At 71.1% G+C, this 17,203-nt stretch carries 14 protein-coding genes; 6 read left to right on the top strand and 8 right to left on the bottom strand.

Going from position 1 to position 17,203, the window contains the following annotated elements; genetic code table 11:
- Positions 1 to 200 precede the first annotated feature (200 nt).
- The 5 genes from BXU09_RS00180 to BXU09_RS00160 form a co-directional block, all read right to left on the bottom strand.
- Positions 201 to 3,695: a diguanylate cyclase gene (locus BXU09_RS00180; RefSeq protein WP_078299377.1), complete on the bottom strand. Its 3,495-nt coding sequence runs from the start codon at positions 3,693 to 3,695 to the stop codon at positions 201 to 203.
- Positions 3,685 to 5,460, bottom strand: a complete 1,776-nt coding sequence (locus BXU09_RS00175) for a winged helix-turn-helix domain-containing protein (RefSeq protein ID WP_078299373.1) — start codon at positions 5,458 to 5,460, stop codon at positions 3,685 to 3,687. Before BXU09_RS00175 ends, BXU09_RS00180 begins: the two co-directional genes overlap by 11 nt.
- Before the next feature lie 239 nt (positions 5,461 to 5,699).
- The gene (locus tag BXU09_RS00170) at positions 5,700 to 6,497 is read right to left on the bottom strand and encodes an alpha/beta hydrolase (protein ID WP_078304455.1); all 798 of its coding nucleotides are present in this window, start codon (positions 6,495 to 6,497) and stop codon (positions 5,700 to 5,702) included.
- Complete coding sequence (locus tag BXU09_RS00165; protein WP_168174530.1) at positions 6,494 to 7,549, bottom strand: histidine phosphatase family protein; 1,056 nt, start codon at positions 7,547 to 7,549, stop codon at positions 6,494 to 6,496. The genes BXU09_RS00170 and BXU09_RS00165 overlap by 4 nt, the downstream gene beginning before the upstream one ends.
- Before the next feature lie 169 nt (positions 7,550 to 7,718).
- Complete coding sequence (locus tag BXU09_RS00160) at positions 7,719 to 7,955, bottom strand: hypothetical protein (protein ID WP_078299366.1); 237 nt, start codon at positions 7,953 to 7,955, stop codon at positions 7,719 to 7,721.
- 265 nt (positions 7,956 to 8,220) lie between these two features.
- Between BXU09_RS00160 and icd the strand changes: the two genes are divergently transcribed.
- Positions 8,221 to 9,477, top strand: coding sequence for an NADP-dependent isocitrate dehydrogenase (icd, locus tag BXU09_RS00155; protein ID WP_055363425.1), 1,257 nt, complete (start codon positions 8,221 to 8,223; stop codon positions 9,475 to 9,477).
- A gap of 127 nt (positions 9,478 to 9,604) precedes the next feature.
- On the opposite strand, the gene nadA is transcribed toward icd, so the two are convergent.
- From nadA to nadB, 3 genes are read right to left on the bottom strand one after another with little or no spacing between them, the layout of a single operon-like run.
- Positions 9,605 to 10,654, bottom strand: coding sequence for a quinolinate synthase NadA (gene nadA, locus BXU09_RS00150; protein WP_078299363.1), 1,050 nt, complete (start codon positions 10,652 to 10,654; stop codon positions 9,605 to 9,607).
- Complete coding sequence (gene nadC / locus BXU09_RS00145; protein ID WP_078299358.1) at positions 10,651 to 11,514, bottom strand: carboxylating nicotinate-nucleotide diphosphorylase; 864 nt, start codon at positions 11,512 to 11,514, stop codon at positions 10,651 to 10,653. Before nadC ends, nadA begins: the two co-directional genes overlap by 4 nt.
- A gap of 34 nt (positions 11,515 to 11,548) precedes the next feature.
- Complete coding sequence (gene nadB / locus BXU09_RS00140) at positions 11,549 to 13,096, bottom strand: L-aspartate oxidase (RefSeq protein ID WP_078299354.1); 1,548 nt, start codon at positions 13,094 to 13,096, stop codon at positions 11,549 to 11,551.
- A gap of 146 nt (positions 13,097 to 13,242) precedes the next feature.
- Between nadB and BXU09_RS21260 the strand changes: the two genes are divergently transcribed.
- From BXU09_RS21260 to BXU09_RS00115, 5 genes are all read left to right on the top strand, one after another.
- Positions 13,243 to 13,602 (top strand): hypothetical protein, encoded by a 360-nt coding sequence (locus BXU09_RS21260; RefSeq protein ID WP_240500853.1) that lies wholly within the window; start codon positions 13,243 to 13,245, stop codon positions 13,600 to 13,602.
- Positions 13,603 to 13,653: 51 nt separating this feature from the next.
- Positions 13,654 to 14,502 (top strand): class I SAM-dependent methyltransferase, encoded by an 849-nt coding sequence (locus BXU09_RS00130; RefSeq protein ID WP_078299350.1) that lies wholly within the window; start codon positions 13,654 to 13,656, stop codon positions 14,500 to 14,502.
- A gap of 48 nt (positions 14,503 to 14,550) precedes the next feature.
- The gene (locus BXU09_RS00125; protein WP_078299346.1) at positions 14,551 to 15,057 is read left to right on the top strand and encodes a type II toxin-antitoxin system antitoxin SocA domain-containing protein; all 507 of its coding nucleotides are present in this window, start codon (positions 14,551 to 14,553) and stop codon (positions 15,055 to 15,057) included.
- Complete coding sequence (locus BXU09_RS00120; protein WP_078299342.1) at positions 15,057 to 15,479, top strand: hypothetical protein; 423 nt, start codon at positions 15,057 to 15,059, stop codon at positions 15,477 to 15,479. Before BXU09_RS00125 ends, BXU09_RS00120 begins: the two co-directional genes overlap by 1 nt.
- A gap of 159 nt (positions 15,480 to 15,638) precedes the next feature.
- Positions 15,639 to 17,171 (top strand): radical SAM protein, encoded by a 1,533-nt coding sequence (locus BXU09_RS00115; RefSeq protein ID WP_078299338.1) that lies wholly within the window; start codon positions 15,639 to 15,641, stop codon positions 17,169 to 17,171.
- Positions 17,172 to 17,203: the final 32 nt, after the last annotated feature.

Raw genomic sequence — 17,203 nt, 5'->3', positions numbered from 1 at the left:
CCAGGAAAAGTCACAGAACGGAGTTTTATGACAGCGGGACCACACGCGGCCGCAGGCCGGAGGGCCGACCGCGCGGGAGCAGATCACCGCCCATGCGTCGCTCACAGCGGTTTTCAGTTCCTCGCTCTGTTACGCAGCTCTACGGGTCCGCTCGATTCAGGGGTACCGATGGATACCCTCGACGCCGCTCAATCCTGCGGTCAGTGCCCGGCTTCCGGAAGGACGCAGACCCGGTTGCGTCCGGAACGCTTGGCGCGGTACAGCTGCTCGTCGGCCAGCGACACCAGCCGCTCGTGGTTCGGGACGCGCGGATCGGTCGCCACGCCCATCGACAGCGAAACCGTCAGCGACGGGTGAATCTGCGACCAGTCGTAGGCGTTCACCAGTTCCCGGACCCGCTCGCAGATCCGCTGCCCCTGCCCGGTGGTGGTGTTCGGGAACACGAACAGGAACTCCTCGCCCCCGTACCGCCCGACGCTGTCGGTGGGCCGCACCGCGTTCTGGAACAGCGCCGCCACTGCCCGCAGCACCTGATCCCCCACCAGATGCGAGAACTGATCGTTGATCTGCTTGAAGTGATCGATGTCCGCCATCGCCACGCACAGCGGCGCCTGCGTGACCCGCCCGTGCAGGAACTCGTGCTGCAACACGCCCTCCACGTGCCGCCGGTTGAACAGCCCGGTCAGGCCGTCCTCGGACAGCTGCCGCTCCAGCAGCCGCGACTGCTCCTCGAGCATATTCACCAGCCCGCTCTTCTCGGTGTTCACCCGTTCCAGCGCCTCGTTGGCACTCGCCAGTTCGATGGTCTTCAGGCGGTAGATCTGCGCCTCGGACTTCACCCGCTCGACCTCCAGCTGCGTCATCAGCGCCCGCGTCTTCAGGGCCGCCGTCACGCTGTGAATCTCGCGTTCCACGTCATGGTGCCGCCGGTACAGTTCCAGCGCTTCCTGCGCGTTCCCCTGCGAGGCAGACAGCTCCGACAGTTGCAGGTACGTGTTCATCATGACGTCGCGGGCCATCAGTGGTTCGGCCAGGGCAAGCGCCTGACCGTAGGCGTCGCGGGCGCCCTCCAGATCGCCGGTGCGCTGGAGGATCCGGCCCAGTTCCAGATAGTGCCCTGCCAGCGGAACACTCAGTTCATGAATCCGGGCGTCGTCGATAGCCCGGTGGATCAGGCTGATGCCTTCCGCTACTTCACCCAGTTGCGCGATGGCGCGGCCCGCTGTGGCGCGCGCTGTGTTCCCTACGCTGAGATTCCCAGCCTGCTCGGCGTACATCATGGCGGCCCGCGCGGCCTGCGCGGCCTGTTCCGGCTGTCCCAGGTCAAAGGCGACGGTGGCCTGCATGCTCAGCGCGAAGGCCACACCGTTGACGTGATCCAGCGACCGGTACAGTTCCAGGCCTTCCTGCACGAGTTCCAGGGCTTTCGCAAGATCGCGGTTGTGGTAGTAGAGATTCGAGAGGTTGTGCAGCGAATGAGCCTCGCGCAGGCGGTCGTGGTCCTCGCGGGCGATGCGCAGCACCACGGCGAGGTGATCGGCGGCCTTCTCGTACTCCTGCAGGTTCGAGTACACGGCGGCCGTGAAGTTCGCGCAGTCGGCCTGCAGGGCGCGGTTGTCGCACAGGATGCCGATGTCCATGCCCTGCGACAGGTGCGTCAGGGCTTCCTCGTACTGGCCGGCCATGAAGCAGTAGAAGCCGCTGGTGCGCTGCGCGAGACCCAGGGTCAGGTCGTCGCCGCAGCGGCGCGCGGCGTCCAGGGCGCGCGGGGCGATCAGCGCGCCGCCCCTGGGGTCGCTCTGGCGGACGCTCCAGGCCTGCTCGATCAGCCGCTGCGCTTCCTGGCAGTCCTGGTCCTGGGCCTGCGGGCCGGGCGTGGGCGGGTGCAGGTCCGGGTGCCGGCGGGGGGCCAGCATGGGTTTGAGTTCCGGCTGGTTGCTGGTGACCATCATGATCAGGCGCTCGACGATGTCCGGGTCGAACTGCGTGCCGCTGCCGCGCTGCATCTCCTCCAGGGCGGCGGTGACGGTCCACGCCTCCTTGTACGGGCGTTCGGAGGTCAGGGCGTCGAACACGTCCGCGACCGCCACGATGCGGCCCGACATGGGGATGTCCGTGCCGCGCAGTTGGCGGGGGTAGCCGGCGCCGTCCCAACGTTCGTGGTGCGTGCGGGCAATCTCCTCGGCCATGCGCAGCAGGCGGGACGTGCTGCCCTCCAGCACCTTCGCGCCGATGATGGTGTGGAGTTTCATGCGCTCGAATTCTTCCGGGGTGTACGGACTGGTTTTCAGCAGGATGTCGTCGCTGACGCCGATCTTGCCGATGTCGTGCAGGCGCGCGGCCCAGCGGATCAGGTCGACCTCCTCGGGCGGGAGGCCCATCATCTGCGCGAGCTGGCCGCTGAGTTCCCCCACGCGGCGGGTGTGCTGCCCGGTGCGGTCGTCGCGGTACTCGGCGGCCATGCCGAGCCGCGTGACGATCTCGATCTGCACGGCTTCCAGTTCGGCGGTGCGGACCCGCACGGTCTCCTCGGCCTGGAGGCGGGCGTGCTGCGCGGTCTCGTTCAGCTGGCGGTACACGTCGGCGTCGTGGCGGGCGCGTTCCGCGTCGAACTGACTGCGCAGCGACTGCACCTGCCGTTCGCTGTCCTCGGTGAACAGCTGCCGTTCCAGGTCCCGCAGGTCCCGCAGGTACGGGTACGCCTGCGTGACCTGCCCGTCCGCCTCGAGCCCGCCGACCAGCGCGTTCAGGATGGTCAGGACCGACGCGTTCAGGTGATGCTCGCGCGCCTCCCCGAGTGCGCCGTTCAGGTGCGTGAGCGCGCCGCCGGGGTCGCGGCGGGCGAAGGCGGCCCGGCCGAGGCTCAGCAGGGCGTTCACGCGGCCGTGCACGTCACCGGTCGCCTCGGCCCAGTACAGCGACTGCTGGAACATCGCCCCGGCCTGCACTGAATCCCCGAGTTGCAGGTGCACCTGACCCAGGTTGTCGAACAGGTCGATCAGGTGCGTCGTCTGATCGTGCACGCGGGCCAGTTCGATGGCGTCCAGCAGCGTCCGGGTGGCCTGAGCGGTGTCGCCCAGGTCCTTGTGCGCCAGTCCCAGGATGCCCAGCGCGGCCAGTTCGGTCTGCAGGTCCCCGCAGCGGCGCGCGAAGGTCAGGCCGGGGTGCAGGAACGTCAGGGCGTGCGCGGGCTGACCCATCAGCAGGAACGCGTGCGCGATGTTCACGCGGCACGCGCCGCGCAGTTCGTCCGGCAGTTCCTGGTACTGGTCGCACAGCTGCTGGCAGCCGTGCAGGGCGGCCAGCGCGTCGGCGTGCGCGCCCAGGTTGGCGTGCAGCATCCCGATGTTGTTCAGGCAGTGCGCCTGCCCGGCCCGGTCGCCGCGCCGGGCGTGCAGGTCCAGTTCCCGCTGCTGGCATTCCACGGCCAGTCGCAGTTGCCCGCCGCGCTGCGCGGCGCTGGCCAGCAGCGACAGCGCCTCGATCTCGGCCGCCTCGTCCCCGGCGGCGTGCGCGGCGTTCACGTAGTCGGTGGCGGCGCGCAGCAGTTCGTTCAGGGCGTCCGGGTGGGTCAGGTCGCTCAGGGCGGCGCAGCGCCCGGCGTGGGCGCCCAGGTCGCTCAGGGGGCCGCCGGGTGGCGCGGCAGACGGCAGGTCCCCGGCGGCCACGGGGGACACGGTGGGGTTATCCGTCATGGGGGCGCCGTCGGTCCTGCGGGGAAGAGAGGCGGTGGTCGGCCGTTCCCGGCAGCGGGGGCGCGGGCGGCTGGACGGGACCCAGCTTCTCCAGCGCCTGCCGCAGCAACTCGGAAGTGCTCGCGGCGTCCTCCGGGCAGACGACCAGCGAGGTCTGCAGGTCCAGCGGAACGGGCGCGGCCTGCTTCAGCTGCGTCAGGGCCGCGCCCAGCCGGTCCTGCCACCCGCGCACCGCCCCGCCGGGTTCCTGTGGCAGGCGCAGCAGCAGCGCGAAGGTCGCGCCGTTCAGGCGGTACGCGCGGTCCTCGGTGCGCGTCACGGTGCGGAGCGTCCGCGCCAGCCGCGAGATCAGGTCGTTCCCGCCCGCGTACCCGGACGTGGCGTTCAGGTACCGGATGTTCCCCAGGTCCACCAGCGTCACCGCGAACTGCGCGCCGTGCCGCGCGGCGAACGCCACCTCGGCGTGCAGGTCCGCCAGGAACGCCTGACGGTTCCCCAGGCCGGTGTACTCGTCCGTCAGGGCCGTGCGTTCCAGCGCGCGCAGCAGGGTGGCCTGCGTCAGGGCCAGCGCCGCGCAGCGCGCCGCGACCGGCAGCAGCGGACTCGCCGCCTGCGTGCGGGTGCCGACGGGACGCAGGCTCAGCGTCTGATCGCCGATCTCGACGGTCAGGTCGCCCGGATGCGCCGGATCAGACGCGTTCCGGGTCAGCGGGGTCACCGGCAGGCCCGTGCGGTGCAGGGCCGCGCTGGCCGGGCCGCCCGCGTACGTGAACCACGCGGCGCAGGCGTCCGTGCCCGCCAGTTCCGCCAGGACCGGCAGGCTGACGTTCAGGATGTCCGGCACGCTCCGGGCGTCCTCCAGCAGGTGCGTGAGGCCCAGCAGCGCCGCGCTGTCCTGCCGCGCCTTCACGGCCCTGTCCTCGAAGACCCGCACCTGTTCCCGCAACTGCCCGAGCGCCTGCTGCCCGGCCCTCACCTCCAGCGCGCGGTGCAGCGCCCCGGCAACGGGCGCCGCCGCGCCGCGCAGGGACGCCTGCACGTCCGCGTCCCAATCCGCGCCGGGCTGCCCCGTGAAAGCCAGCGTGAGATCCGGTTCGGCGGCCGTGGGCACCGGCAGCAGCAGCACCGGTGCGTCCTCGCTGGACACGGTGCCAGACATGGTGCCGGGCGTAGTGCCGGACGCCGTGGGCAGGGTGATCAGCCCGGGCAGAGGCCCGCTGCCGGTGTCTCCTGCGGCGCCGGGCGCGGGCAGCGGCGGCCAGCGCGGCGGGGGCGAACCGGCCGCCGCCAGCACCTCCGGAGAGGCGTGAGGCGACAGGCGCAGCAGGGTCAGGCTGTCCAGGCCCGGCACGCTGCCTAGGCTGTCCAGCAGGCCCTGAAGCAGGTCGTCCGGCCGGTCCCCGGCAGCGCTGACGAGTTCCAGCAGGCGTCTGGCCCCGACCGGCCACTGCGGCAGGTCCGGCCACGCCGGGCGTTCGGGGTTCTCCGGCAGGACGCAGCGGTACCCGGCTCCCCGCACCGTCTCGATACGCGGCCCGCCTCCGCCTTCCAGTTTGCGGCGGATACGGTTCACGTAGGCGTCCACGACCCGTTCGTCGCCGCTGAAGTCCAGTCCCCACACGCGTTCCAGAATGTCGGCGCGCGTGTACAGGCGACCCGGATGGGCGCGCAGGAGCGTGAACACCGCCTGCTCCCGCGCGGTCAGCTCTGTCGGGGCGGGAGCGGCCTCTGCCGCCAGTGCCTCCCGCCGGACCGAATCGTTCATACCGGGCGATCCTGTCACGCTTCCGCTTACAGAATTCTCTCATGCGGAGTGATGGTTGCGACAGGGAACGGCCCACCCGCGCGGCCCCGCCCGGAACGCCCGTCACCCGGTCGTCAGGTCATACGGGTTCCGTTTGTTTCGCTGACAATCCGGAACTTCACCGGATTGCCAGCTCCACGTCCGGAACTCGCTTGACTCCCACTCTCATCCGCTCGCATTGAACGGGTTTTGCAACCCATTCAATCGGAGTCCGTATCACCATTCAGGAAGGCCAGCACGGCGCGCTGCATCTGCACGCTGGTGTAATGCCCGACCCCGGCGAAGGTGCGTTCCACCAGCCCGGCCCCGGCAGGCCCGAATGCCTCCCGGTACGCCGCCGCCGTGGGTGCGTGATGCGCCGCCAGCGGAAAGGTCGGGTCGGCCTCCCCGCTCGCCAGCAGCAGCGGCGTGAGCGGCGCAGTGCCCGCGTGCGCCACCGGGCGGTAGGCATCCAGGAAGGCCCGCAGGTGCGGCGCACGGACCGCCGGTTCCTGCCACACGCCGGACGTGATCAGAGCCGCCGTCCGCGCCACCGGCAGGCCCGCCTCCGGCAGCGTGCGGCGCAGCGTCTGCGCCACGTACCCGCCCATGCTGGACCCCACCAGCCACAGCGGCACACCGCTGACCTCCGGCCCGAACGCCGCGTGCGCCCCGTCCAGCAGCGCCGGCGCCTCCGCCACCGTGCGGCTCACGCTCTCCCACACGTACTCGCGGTCGTTCAGGCCGGGTGGGGTGTCGCCCTGCCGCTCGCCGTGCAGCGCCGCGTCCGGCAGGATCACCGCCGCGCCCCCGGCGGCCAGCGCCGCGTACACGCCCAGCTTGCCCTCCTTGGTCGCCCAGGCCCCGTGGTACACCACGCACAGCGCCGTCACCGCCTGCCCCTCCGGCGGGAGTTCCAGCAGGCACGGCACGCCCCCCAGGACCCGCCGCACCACCCGGTACGGCCGGCCCCCGACCAGCGGCGCGGCGCGGGGATCGGCGGGAACGTCACCGGTCACGCCGGCCACCGCTGCGGCGTCCCCGTGTGCAGCGTCCACACGTCCGGGTTGCGCAGCGCCGCCCACTCCCCGAACCCCAGGCCCAGCGCCAGGGCCAGCAGGTTCCCGTGCGTCACCACCACCGTCACGCCCGCCGGGTCGCGCGCGTCCGCCAGGGCCGCCTGAACGCGCGCGCGGGCCGCCGCGCCGGACTCGCCGCCCGGCAGGCACAGGCTGTCGTCCGCGAAACTGTCCCGCAGCCGCTCGCGCCAGTCGGCCCTGGGCACGCCGCTCAGGACCCGCTCGGTCAGGCGCTCGTCCGTCCTGAGCGGCAGGCCCAGCCGATCTGCCAGCGGACGCGCCGTCGCCGCCGCCCGCACCCACGGACTGCTGACGATCCGCGTGACGCCCAGCCCAGCCAGCGAAGAAGCCAGGGCCTGCGCCGCCGCCTCGCCGTCCGGGGTCAGCGGCGCCCCCGGTTCCTGCCCGGTCGCCCGCGCGTGCCGCACCAGCAGCAGCGTGCCGGGCTCCAGCACCTCCTCGCGGCTGCCGTCCGGCCCGGCGTGCCCGGCCCAGTCGTGCGTCAGCAGGTGCCGCAGCGCCGCCTGCGTCAGCCAGTCGAAGGTGTCCGGCGCGTCCTGAAAGCGGCGGCGGACCTCACCCAGTGCCACCCACTCGTGACCGGCGGCCCCGTCACCCTGCTCGGTCAGGTCACCGCTGGCCTGCACGCGAAAGAAGAAGCCCACACTGTCCACCGGGCCGCGCCGGGTCTGGTACACGAAACTGGGCGTCAGGCATTCCACCTCGGCGGCCGGGGTCACGGTCACGGTGCCGTGCAGGTCCGTCAGGTAGCCGCTGACGGTCAAGCCCGTCTCCTCACGCACCTCGTGGGCCAGGGCGTCCGTGATGCCCTCGAAGGGATCAAGCTGTACGCCCGGGAATTCCAGGCGTCTGGGCTGCCCTGGTTTCACGCGGCGTTGCAGCAGCACCTCGCGTCCATGCGGGCTGTCCCGTTCGATCACGGCGCGGGCGTTCACGTAGAACTCCTTGCGGTGGTGAAGGAAAGGGGCCACCAGGGAGGGCCGCCTGAGCGCACCCATCAGTCCGGTCGCCGCCATCAGGGCCGCGCCCACGGGAAAATGGCCTGGGTCATACCGGGCAGGCTACATGACGCCGCGACGGTCAGGTAGCAGAAACCAGCCTCCCCGGATGGGAAGACTGGCGTGGGAGGAGCGGCCGGGTTTACTTGCCGTCGCCGTCGGTCGCCTCGCGCTTGCCTTCGCTGTACTCGGCGTTGGCCTGCGCGTTGTGAACCTCGGCCTTGGCACGGTCCTCCAGGGCCTCGGCCTTGTGGTGCGCGTCGCCCGTCACGGCGTGCGCGGCGTTGTGGCCTGCCTCGCGCAGGCGGTCGGCGCCCTCGTTGACCTTGGCCTTGGCGGCGTCCAGCATGTTCCCGGCGGTGCTTTTGTCATCAGTCATCGTGAACCTCCTGCAAGTTGAATTCCCTACTGGGATTGGCCCTCTTGGGTTCATCCACCATCGGTCATCCGTCCACGGTTGCGGTGAGTGGGCCTTCACACCTGCCGCAGCAACCCGAAGGCAATCCTTCATGAATTCCGGCATGGATTTCGCGCCGCCGCCTCCGAACGGAACTCTGAACTGCGTCCAGACCGCGCCTTGAACCCTTCGGGTAACACGGACACCAACTCCCCGCTCACCCGACTGGGGTACAGTGATTCCCGTCATGGATAACCACATCAAGGTGCCCGCGCAGGGCGAGAAGATCACGATGCAAGACGGCAAGCTCAGCGTGCCGAACCACCCCATCATCCCCTTCGTCGAGGGCGACGGCACTGGCCCCGACATCTGGAAAGCCAGCGTCCGCGTCCTCGACGCCGCCGTCGAGATCGCCTACGGCGGCGAGAAGAAGATCGAGTGGATGGAAGTCTACGCCGGTGAGAAGAGCCTGCAGGTGTACGGCGCCAACGAGTGGCTGCCCCAGGGCACCCTGGACGCCTTCCGCGAGTACCTGTTCGGCATCAAGGGCCCGCTGACCACCCCGGTCGGCACGGGCATCCGCTCCATCAACGTCGCGCTGCGCCAGGAACTCGACCTGTACGCCTGCGTGCGCCCCGTCCAGTACTTCAAGGGCGTGCCCAGCCCCGTCAAGCGCCCCGAAGACGTGGACATGGTCATCTTCCGCGAGAACACCGAGGACATCTACGCCGGCATCGAGTACAAGGCCGGCACGCCCGAGGCCGACAAGATGCGCGGCTTCCTGATGCGCGAGATGGGCGTCACCAAGATCCGCTTCCCCGACACCAGCTCCTTCGGTATCAAGCCCGTCAGCCAGGAAGGCACCGAGCGCCTCGTGCGCGCCGCCATCCAGTTCGCCATCGACAACGGCCGCAAGAGCGTCGCCATCGTCCACAAGGGCAACATCATGAAGTTCACGGAAGGCGGCTTCCGCGACTGGGGCTACGAGCTCGCCAAGCGTGAATTCGGCGCGGTCGAGATCGACGGCGGCCCCTGGTGCCAGCTCCCGAACGGCATCGTCATCAAGGACGTCATCGCCGACAACTTCCTCCAGCAGATCCTGCTGCGCCCCACCGACTACGACGTGATCGCTACCCTGAACCTCAACGGCGACTACGTCAGCGACGCGCTGGCCGCTCAGGTCGGCGGGATCGGCATCGCCCCCGGCGCGAACATCAACTACGTGACCGGCCACGCCATCTTCGAAGCCACGCACGGCACCGCCCCCAAGTACGCCGGCAAGGACGTCATCAACCCCAGCTCCGTGATCCTCTCGGGCGAGATGATGCTGCGCTACATGGGCTGGACCGAGGCCGCCGACCTGATCCTCAAGGGCCTGGACGACACCATCCAGCAGCGCGTCGTCACGTACGACTTCGCCCGCAACATGGAAGGCGCCACCGAAGTCAAGACCAGCCAGTTCGGTGACAAGATCATCGAGAACATGAAAGCCCGCAAGGCATAACCCGCAGAAAGAGGGGAGGCCCGGACCGCACACGCGGCGTCCGGGCCTCCCCCTTTGCATGCTCTGGCGCCAGCAGGACAGGCCCGCCCACCGGAGCGGCAGAGCGGGCTTGTCTGCGGCTGCGGGTTTACCCGATGGCGAGCATGCGTTCGATGGGCACCAGGGCCTTCTCGCGGATGTCGGCGGGGACAGTAACGCGCGGTTGCAGGTTCGCCAGCGCGTCGCGGATGTTCTCCAGGGTGATCATCTTCATGTACTCGCAGCAGGCGGTGCGGCTGACCGGAATGAAGGTCTTGCCGGGCACGTCGTGTTCCAGGCGGGTGACCATGCCGGTCTCGGTGACCACGATGAATTCCTGCGCGGCGCTCTCGCGGGCGCGGTGGACCATGCCCTCGGTGGAGTACAGCTGCAACTCCGGCAGGGCGCCCAGGATTTTCGTGGAGCAGCCGCACTCGGGGTGGATGAGCAGTTCGGCGTCCGGGTACGCGGCCTGCTGGTCCTGCACGTCCTCGGGGCGGATGGCCTCGTGCACGTGGCAGGCGCCGTCCCAGACGTCCATGGCGCGGCCGGTCTCGCGGATGACGTGCGCGGCCAGGAAGCGGTCCGGCGCGAACAGGACCGGCACGTCTGCCGGGAGGTTCTGCACGATCTGCACGGCGTTTCCGCTGGTGCAGCAGTAGTCGCTCTCGGCTTTCACGTCGGCGGTGGTGTTCACGTACGTGACGACCAGTCCGCCGGGGTTCTGCGCTTTCCAGTCGCGGATGCCCTGCGCGGTGACGGTGTCGGCCAGCGAGCACCCGGCGCGCAGGTCGGGCAGCAGCACGGTCTTGTCCGGGTTCAGGATGGCGGCGGTTTCGGCCATGAAGTGCACGCCGGCGAACACGATCACGTCCGCGTCGGTCTTCGCGGCCTGCCGGGACAGGCCCAGCGAGTCGCCCACGTAATCGGCGATGCCCTGCACCTCGGGCCGCTGGTAGTTGTGCGCGATGATCACGGCGTTCTTCTCGCGGCGCAGGCGTTCGATGTCCGCGCGGATCTGCGTCTCGTCCGGCAGGACTTCGAGTTGCAGCAGGTCGCGGTGCGGCGTCTGCGGGCGCGGCACGACCGGGGTGCCGGCCGGGTCGGGGCGTTCCGTGACGGGGCGGGGGGTGGGGGCGGTGTTGGGCAGGTCGGTCATGACGGTTCCTCGGGTGCAGCGGGGTCGGGGGTGGGAATGAAGTTCAGGCTGATGTCCAGCGCGGGCGCCGAGTGCGTCAGCGCCCCGGCACTCACGAAGTCCACGCCGCTGGCCGCCACGCGGGGCAGGCGGGACAGGGTCATGTTGCCGCTGGCTTCCAGCGTCACGTGCGGCGCGAGGCGGTCACGCAGCGCCACGGCCTGGGCCAGCAGTTCGTCGCTCATGTTGTCCAGCAGCACGCGGTCGGCGCGGGCGTGCAGGGCTTCCTCCAGGCCCGCGAGGTCCGGCACCTCGCACTCGATCTTCAGCAGGTAACTGTGGTCGCGGGCGCGGCGGATGGCTTCCGTGATGCTGCCGGCGGCGGCCACGTGGTTGTCCTTGATCAGGATGCCGTCGTCAAGGCCCGCGCGGTGATTGAAGCCGCCGCCGTGCCGCACCGCCTGTTTCTCCAGGTCGCGCCACAGCGGGGTGGTCTTGCGGGTGTCGAGCAGGCGTGTGTGCCCGCCGCCCAGCGCGTCGGCGTAACGGCGGGTCTGCGTGGCGACGCCCGACAGGCGCTGCATCAGGTTCAGGGCGAGGCGTTCGCCGGTCAGGAGGCTGCGGGCCGCGCCGCTGACCGTGCCGATCGGGCCGCGCGTGCGGGCCTCGCCGTCCCGCGCGGTCCAGGTGACGCTCACAGCCGGGTCCACCAGCGCGAAGACGCGCGTGGCGACCTCCAGGCCACTCAGGACGCCCGGTTCCTTCAGCAGGAATTCGGCGGTGGCGCCCTGCGAGGCGGGAATGGTGGCGAGGGTCGTGGCGTCCCCCCGGCCGATATCCTCGGCCAGGGCGGCGCGCAGGCGCTCGTCGAGGCTCAGCACGGGGCGGCCCCCAGAGGTGACGTTGTGCGGGATTTCACGCGGAAGACCCTAGCACAGCCGGTGCCGCCGCGCCCACCGGCACCCGCACCACCGTTTCCCCCAGCAGGCGCGACTGCACGGAATGCACCGCGCCCGCCGCCTCGCCCGGAAAGTCCGTCCGGTGATGCCCGCCTCGCGACTCCTCCCGCGCCAGCGCCGCCCGCAGCACCCGCTCGCCGATCAGGGCCAGATGCCCGGCCTCCAGGCTCTCGCGGGACTCGGTGCCCGTGGTCGGCCACGCCCAGGCGTCCAGTGCGGCCCGCAGTGCCGTCCCGTCGCGCCGCAACCCCGCCGCGCCCGCCACCAGTGCCCGCAGCGCGGGAAGGCAGGCGGGGTCCACCAGCGGGGCCAGGAGCGCCTCGGTGCGCGCCGGCACCGGTTTCAGCACCGCCAGGGCCGCCCGCGCCGCCCGCGCGCCGAACACCAGCCCCTCGGACAGGCTGTTGCTGGCCAGCCGGTTCGCGCCGTGCAGCCCGCTGGACGCCACCTCGCCCGCCGCGTACAGGCCCGGCACGCCCGTGCGGCCCTGCACGTCCGTCTGCACGCCGCCCATCGTGTAATGCACCGCCGGCTGTACCGGAATGAGGTCCGCGCCCAGGTCCAGTCCCAGCGGCGCCAGGGACGCCGTGACCGTCGGAAAGCGCGAGCGCACGAACGCCGCGCCCAGGTGCCGCAGGTCCAGGTTCACCCGGCCCGTCGCGGCGATCTCGGCGGCGATGGCACGCGCCACCACGTCCCGCGGCGCGAGTTCGTGCGCCGGATCGTACCGCTCCATGAACCGCTCGCCGCGCGCGTTCAGCAACCGCCCCCCCTCGCCGCGCGCGGCCTCCGTCACCAGGAACGCCTCGCCGCCCCGCACCACGGCCGTCGGGTGGAACTGCACGAATTCCAGGTCCCGCAGCGCCGCGCCCGCCTGCCACGCCAGCCCCAGCCCGTCCCCGGTGCCCTCGGGCGGCGCGGTCGTCACCGGGTACAGCCGCCCGAAGCCCCCGGTCGCCAGCAGCACCGCCCCGGCGCGCACCTGCACCGGCCCGTCCGGCGTGAGCAGGTCCGCGCCCACCACCGCGCCCCCCGACACCCGCAGGTTCCGCACGAACGCGCCCTCCAGCACGCCCAGCGCCGGCCCCCGCGCCGCCCCGAGCGCCCCGGCCAGCGCCAGGCTGATCGAGTGCCCCGTCGAGTCCCCCGTGTGCCGGATCCTGGCCCGGCTGTGCCCGCCCTCCAGCGTCACGTGCGCGCTGAACGTCACGCCCAGGTCCCGCAGCGTCTCCACGTGCGACCGGGCGTCCCGCACGAACGCCTGCACCGTCTCCGGTTCGCACAGGCCCCGCCCGGCCTTCAGGGTGTCGAGCGCGTGCGCGTCCTCGTCACCCACCGCCAGCGGCGCCGCAATGCCACCCTGCGCCCAGCGGGTCGAGCCGCCCGTCAGCGGCGTCTTGCAGGCCAGCACCACGTCCGCCCCGTAACTGCGCGCCGTCAGGGCCGCGTACGCGCCCGCCACACCGCCGCCGACCACCAGCAGCTCCGTCTCGACAATCCTCACGCCCGACAGGGTACGGCACAGGGAAGAGGAAGGGGCTTGACAGGAGCCGCCGGGTCGCGCACACGCTGCCATCTGCCATCCGCCATCCGCCATCCGCCATCCGCCATCCGCCATCCGCCATCCGCCCGCTTGCTAGACTGCGCGGCATGACGCGACTGCTGCTGGCCCTGGCGGGCGTGATTCTCCTGGCGGTGACGGCGCTGGCGGCCGTGTGGCTGATCGGGCAGTTGCTGACCGGGGTGGGGGCGTTCGTGGTGGGTGCGGCGGGCGTGCTGGGGCGTCTGCTTTGGTTCCTGCTGGTGACGGGTCTGCTGGCGGGGCTGGTGTACTTCGTGACGAGCGCGTGGCGTCCGGCGCTGCGGGCGCGTGGCGGCAGCGAACCTGCGCGGCCCCGTGAATCTGCGCGGCCCAGTGAACCTGCTCGGCCCGGTGCCGTTGCCCGCCCGGCCAGCGCCACTCCGGTTCGCCTGGAGAAACCTCCGGTCTCGCCGGACACCTCCGCCTGAAGCTGTGCAGTTGCTCCCGCGCCGTGCGGGCCACCATGGCAGGATGAGGGTATGTCTGACCTGACGCCCGAACAGACCGATTCCAGTGTGGTGAACCCGGCGCGGTTCCTGGGCCGCGCCGACGTGTACGCGCAGGCCCGGCCCGGTTACCCGGACGCGCTGGGCGCGTGGCTGCGGGACCTGGGGCTGCTGAACGCACGGGTCGCGGATATCGGCGCGGGGACCGGCCTGTTCACGCGGCTGTTGCTGGCGCACGGCGCGGCCGTGACGGCCGTGGAACCCAACCCGGACATGCGCGCCGCGCTGGGCGAGGGGTTGCGTGGCGTGCCGGGCCTGACCGTGCAGGCCGGAACGTCCGAGGCGACCGGGTTGGCGGGCGCGTCGGTGGGTCTGATCACGGCGGCGCAGGCGGCCCACTGGTTCGACCCGGCACGCACGACCCCGGAGTTCCGGCGGGTGCTGAGGCCGGGCGGGCAGGTGCTGTTCGTCTGGAACGACTGGCGGGCCGCCGGGGACACCGCGCCGTTCAACCGCGCCTACGGTGAGGTCGTGCGGGCGTTCACTGCTGGCGATCCCCTGCCACTGCGCGTGCCGGAGGACGACCTGCCGCTGTTCATGCCCGGCGGGTTCGAGGGGCGCGAGTGGATGCACACGCACCCCCTGACGCGCGCGGCCCTGCACGCGCTGGCGGGCAGCGTGAGTTACCTGCCCGCGCCGGACTCGCCGGACTTTCCGGCCCTGCGGGCGGCGCTGGACGCGGCCTTCGATGCCCACGCGACCGTGGAACCGGGCGGCGCGGAGGCCCGCGTGGAACTGGTGTACCTGACGCGCGCGTACCTGGGCACGCTGGACTCCGTCGCTCCCGCCCCCAATGCTTCCGGCCCCGCCGTGTTACGCTGAGGACAGAACCCCGGCGGGTCTGACCGGCTGGGAAAGGAGGTTTTCGCCATGACCCACCCTGAGCCCGTCACCCCCTGGCCCGCCGCGCTGCCCCCCGGTGGGTACGCCGCCGAGGTCGTGGCGAACGCCTTCATCGAACTGGCCCGCCGTGAGGGGCGGCACCTGACGCAGATGCAGGTGCACAAACTGGTGTTCATCGCGCACGGCTACGCGCTGGCCCTGCTGGGCCGCCCCCTGACGTACAACACCGTGCACGCCTGGAAGAATGGCCCGGTCATCCGCCGCCTGTGGGAACGCTGGGGCGGGCGGGGCGTGCAGCCCATCGAGTCGCCGCTGCCGGTCGCGCCGTCCGAACCGGACCTGCACGCCGACCCGGACGCGGCCGAGGTGATCCGCAGCGTCTGGAGCGCCTACGGCAGCATGGACGGCCTGGAACTCTCGCGCCTGACCCACCGCGCCGGCAGCCCCTGGGCGCAGGTGTACGCGGCCCGCGCGGACCTGATTCCCGACGAGATCACCCGCGAGTACTACATCGCCCTGGCCCGCAGCGCCTGATGCCGGACCCCGCGCCGCCTGCCACTCCGCCCCCGGCACCGGAACGGACCGCCATCGAGCAGGCCGTCCTGCACGGCCTGGAAGCCGAGCGACGCACCATGCCCACCCAGGCGGACCTGGAACGCCGCACCCGCGAACTGCGCTACCGCGAGGCCGTGGATCAACGCTGGCTGCGGCTGGGCGTGGGGGCCATCGTGTTCCTGCTGTCCGGCGCGTGGCTGGCCGCCGACGTGGTCCTGACCCTGGCCGCCGGGTGGGGTGAACTGGGGGGCCGCCCGTTCCGGCTGGACAGCAGCGTGCTCGTGGCGTTCCTGACGACCAGCACCGCCACCGTGATCGGCCTGTTCCTGGTGTTCCTGCGCTGGCTGTACCCGCAGGGGCGCGCCCTGCCGGACGCCCCGCCCCCCACCCCGGACCCGTAGTCCCCGCCGGGGCATGTGCGCGTCGTAACGCGGACTTCAGTTGGGTGTGCGTAATCCGCTAGAATGGCAGATTGTGACGCGCGCCGCCGCCCGAGCCCAGCCCCTGCGCTGAGACCTGCTCTGGTCCCCTCCGGCGCGGCCCACGCTCCCGGAGGACTTTTGAGTTACTGGCGCAACACCATCAAACCCCTGCTGGACGACGAGACCGGCACCCTGTTCAAGCAGGCCCCCGTCCGCGTGACCCTGGCCTTCCCCAACCGTTACTCGGTCGGCATGGCCTCGCTGGGGTATCAGGTCATCTACCGCATGTTCAACCAGGAAGAAGGTGTCGCCTGCGAACGCGCCTTCCTGCCCGACGACGTAGAAGCCTTCGAGCGGACCGGGCAGGCCCTGCCCACCGTCGAGACCGGCCGCGACGCCGGCGACTGCCAGCTGCTGGCGATCAGCGTGTCGTTCGAGCTGGACCTGACGAACATCATCCGCCTGCTCGACGTGACCGGGCTGCGCCCCCTGCGCGAGGAACGCGACGACAGCGACGCCATCGTCATGATCGGCGGGCCGTTCACCAGCTCCAACCCCTACCCGCTCGCTCCCTTCGCGGACGTGATCATCATCGGGGACGGCGAGCAGATCATCCCCGTCGTCAGCGAGGCCCTGCGCGAGGCCGAGAGCCGCGAGGACTTCTACGACCTCGTGGACGGCATGCCCGGCGTGTTCCTCCCGGCGCGGCACACCCACGAACCCAAGTGGGCGACCGCGCCCAAGGAACTCCTGCCCGCCTACAGCCAGATCGTCACGCCGCACAGCGAACTGAGCAACATGTTCCTGGTCGAGGCCCAGCGCGGCTGCCCCCGCCCCTGCACCTTCTGCCTCGCCCGGACCATGTACGGCCCGAACCGCAACAACCAGGCGCAGGAACTGCTGGACGTCATCCCCGACTGGGCCACCAAGGTCGGACTGGTCGGCGCGGCCCTCAGCGACTTCCCGCACACCAAGTTCGTGGGCCGCACCCTGACCGACCGGGGCATCAAGCTGGGCGTCAGCTCCATCCGCGCCGACACGGTCGACGCCGAACTGGCCGAGATCCTCAAGGCCGGCGGGCTGCGGACCTTCACCGTCGCCAGCGACGCGCCCAGCGAACGCCTGCGCCGCTGGCTGAAAAAGGGCATCACTACCGAGGATCTGATCAAGACCGCGCACATCAGCCGCGACCTGGGCTTCAAGGGCGTCAAGGTGTACATGATGATCGGCCTCGGCCCCGAGAACGACGACGACATCACGGAACTGATCTCGTTCACCAAGGAACTCGCCGGGATCAACCGCATCGCGCTGGGCATCAGCCCCTTCGTGCCCAAACGCCACACGCCGCACTTCGCGGACCCCTTCGCGGGCGTGCAGGTCATCGAGAAACGCATGAAACGCATCCAGAAGGAACTGCGGACCACCGCCGAACTCCGCAACGTGTCCGCCAAGTGGGCCTGGGTGGAAAGCGTGATCGCGCGCGGCGGCCCGGAGGTCGGCATGGCCGCCTACCAGATCTACCGCAACGAGAGCATCGGCGCGTGGAAGAAAGCCCTGGACGAGGTCGGCTGGAGCGACGAATTCGAGACGAACGCCCCCGCCATCGACCTGCCGCCCGGCCAGTACGAGAGCAAGGACGTCAGCGCCCACGCGCAGGGCCTCGCCATCTGATACAGACTCCGATTGAATGGCTTGCAAAGCGT

The organism is Deinococcus sp. LM3 (genome assembly GCF_002017875.1).
Taxonomy (GTDB): domain Bacteria; phylum Deinococcota; class Deinococci; order Deinococcales; family Deinococcaceae; genus Deinococcus.
Note: the sequence above shows the minus strand (reverse complement) of the source record. Positions and strands in the feature narration are given on the sequence as shown.

Excerpts from the sequence above, each read along its gene's own strand:
- BXU09_RS00180 (WP_078299377.1), bottom strand. The coding sequence starts at position 3,695 with ATGACGGATAACCCCACCGTGTCCCCCGTGGCCGCCGGGGACCTGCCG.
- BXU09_RS00175 (WP_078299373.1), bottom strand. The coding sequence starts at position 5,460 with ATGAACGATTCGGTCCGGCGGGAGGCACTGGCGGCAGAGGCCGCTCCC.
- BXU09_RS00160 (WP_078299366.1), bottom strand. The coding sequence starts at position 7,955 with ATGACTGATGACAAAAGCACCGCCGGGAACATGCTGGACGCCGCCAAG.
- icd (WP_055363425.1), top strand. The coding sequence starts at position 8,221 with ATGGATAACCACATCAAGGTGCCCGCGCAGGGCGAGAAGATCACGATG.
- nadA (WP_078299363.1), bottom strand. The coding sequence starts at position 10,654 with ATGACCGACCTGCCCAACACCGCCCCCACCCCCCGCCCCGTCACGGAA.
- BXU09_RS21260 (WP_240500853.1), top strand. The coding sequence starts at position 13,243 with ATGACGCGACTGCTGCTGGCCCTGGCGGGCGTGATTCTCCTGGCGGTG.
- BXU09_RS00130 (WP_078299350.1), top strand. The coding sequence starts at position 13,654 with ATGTCTGACCTGACGCCCGAACAGACCGATTCCAGTGTGGTGAACCCG.
- BXU09_RS00125 (WP_078299346.1), top strand. The coding sequence starts at position 14,551 with ATGACCCACCCTGAGCCCGTCACCCCCTGGCCCGCCGCGCTGCCCCCC.
- BXU09_RS00120 (WP_078299342.1), top strand. The coding sequence starts at position 15,057 with ATGCCGGACCCCGCGCCGCCTGCCACTCCGCCCCCGGCACCGGAACGG.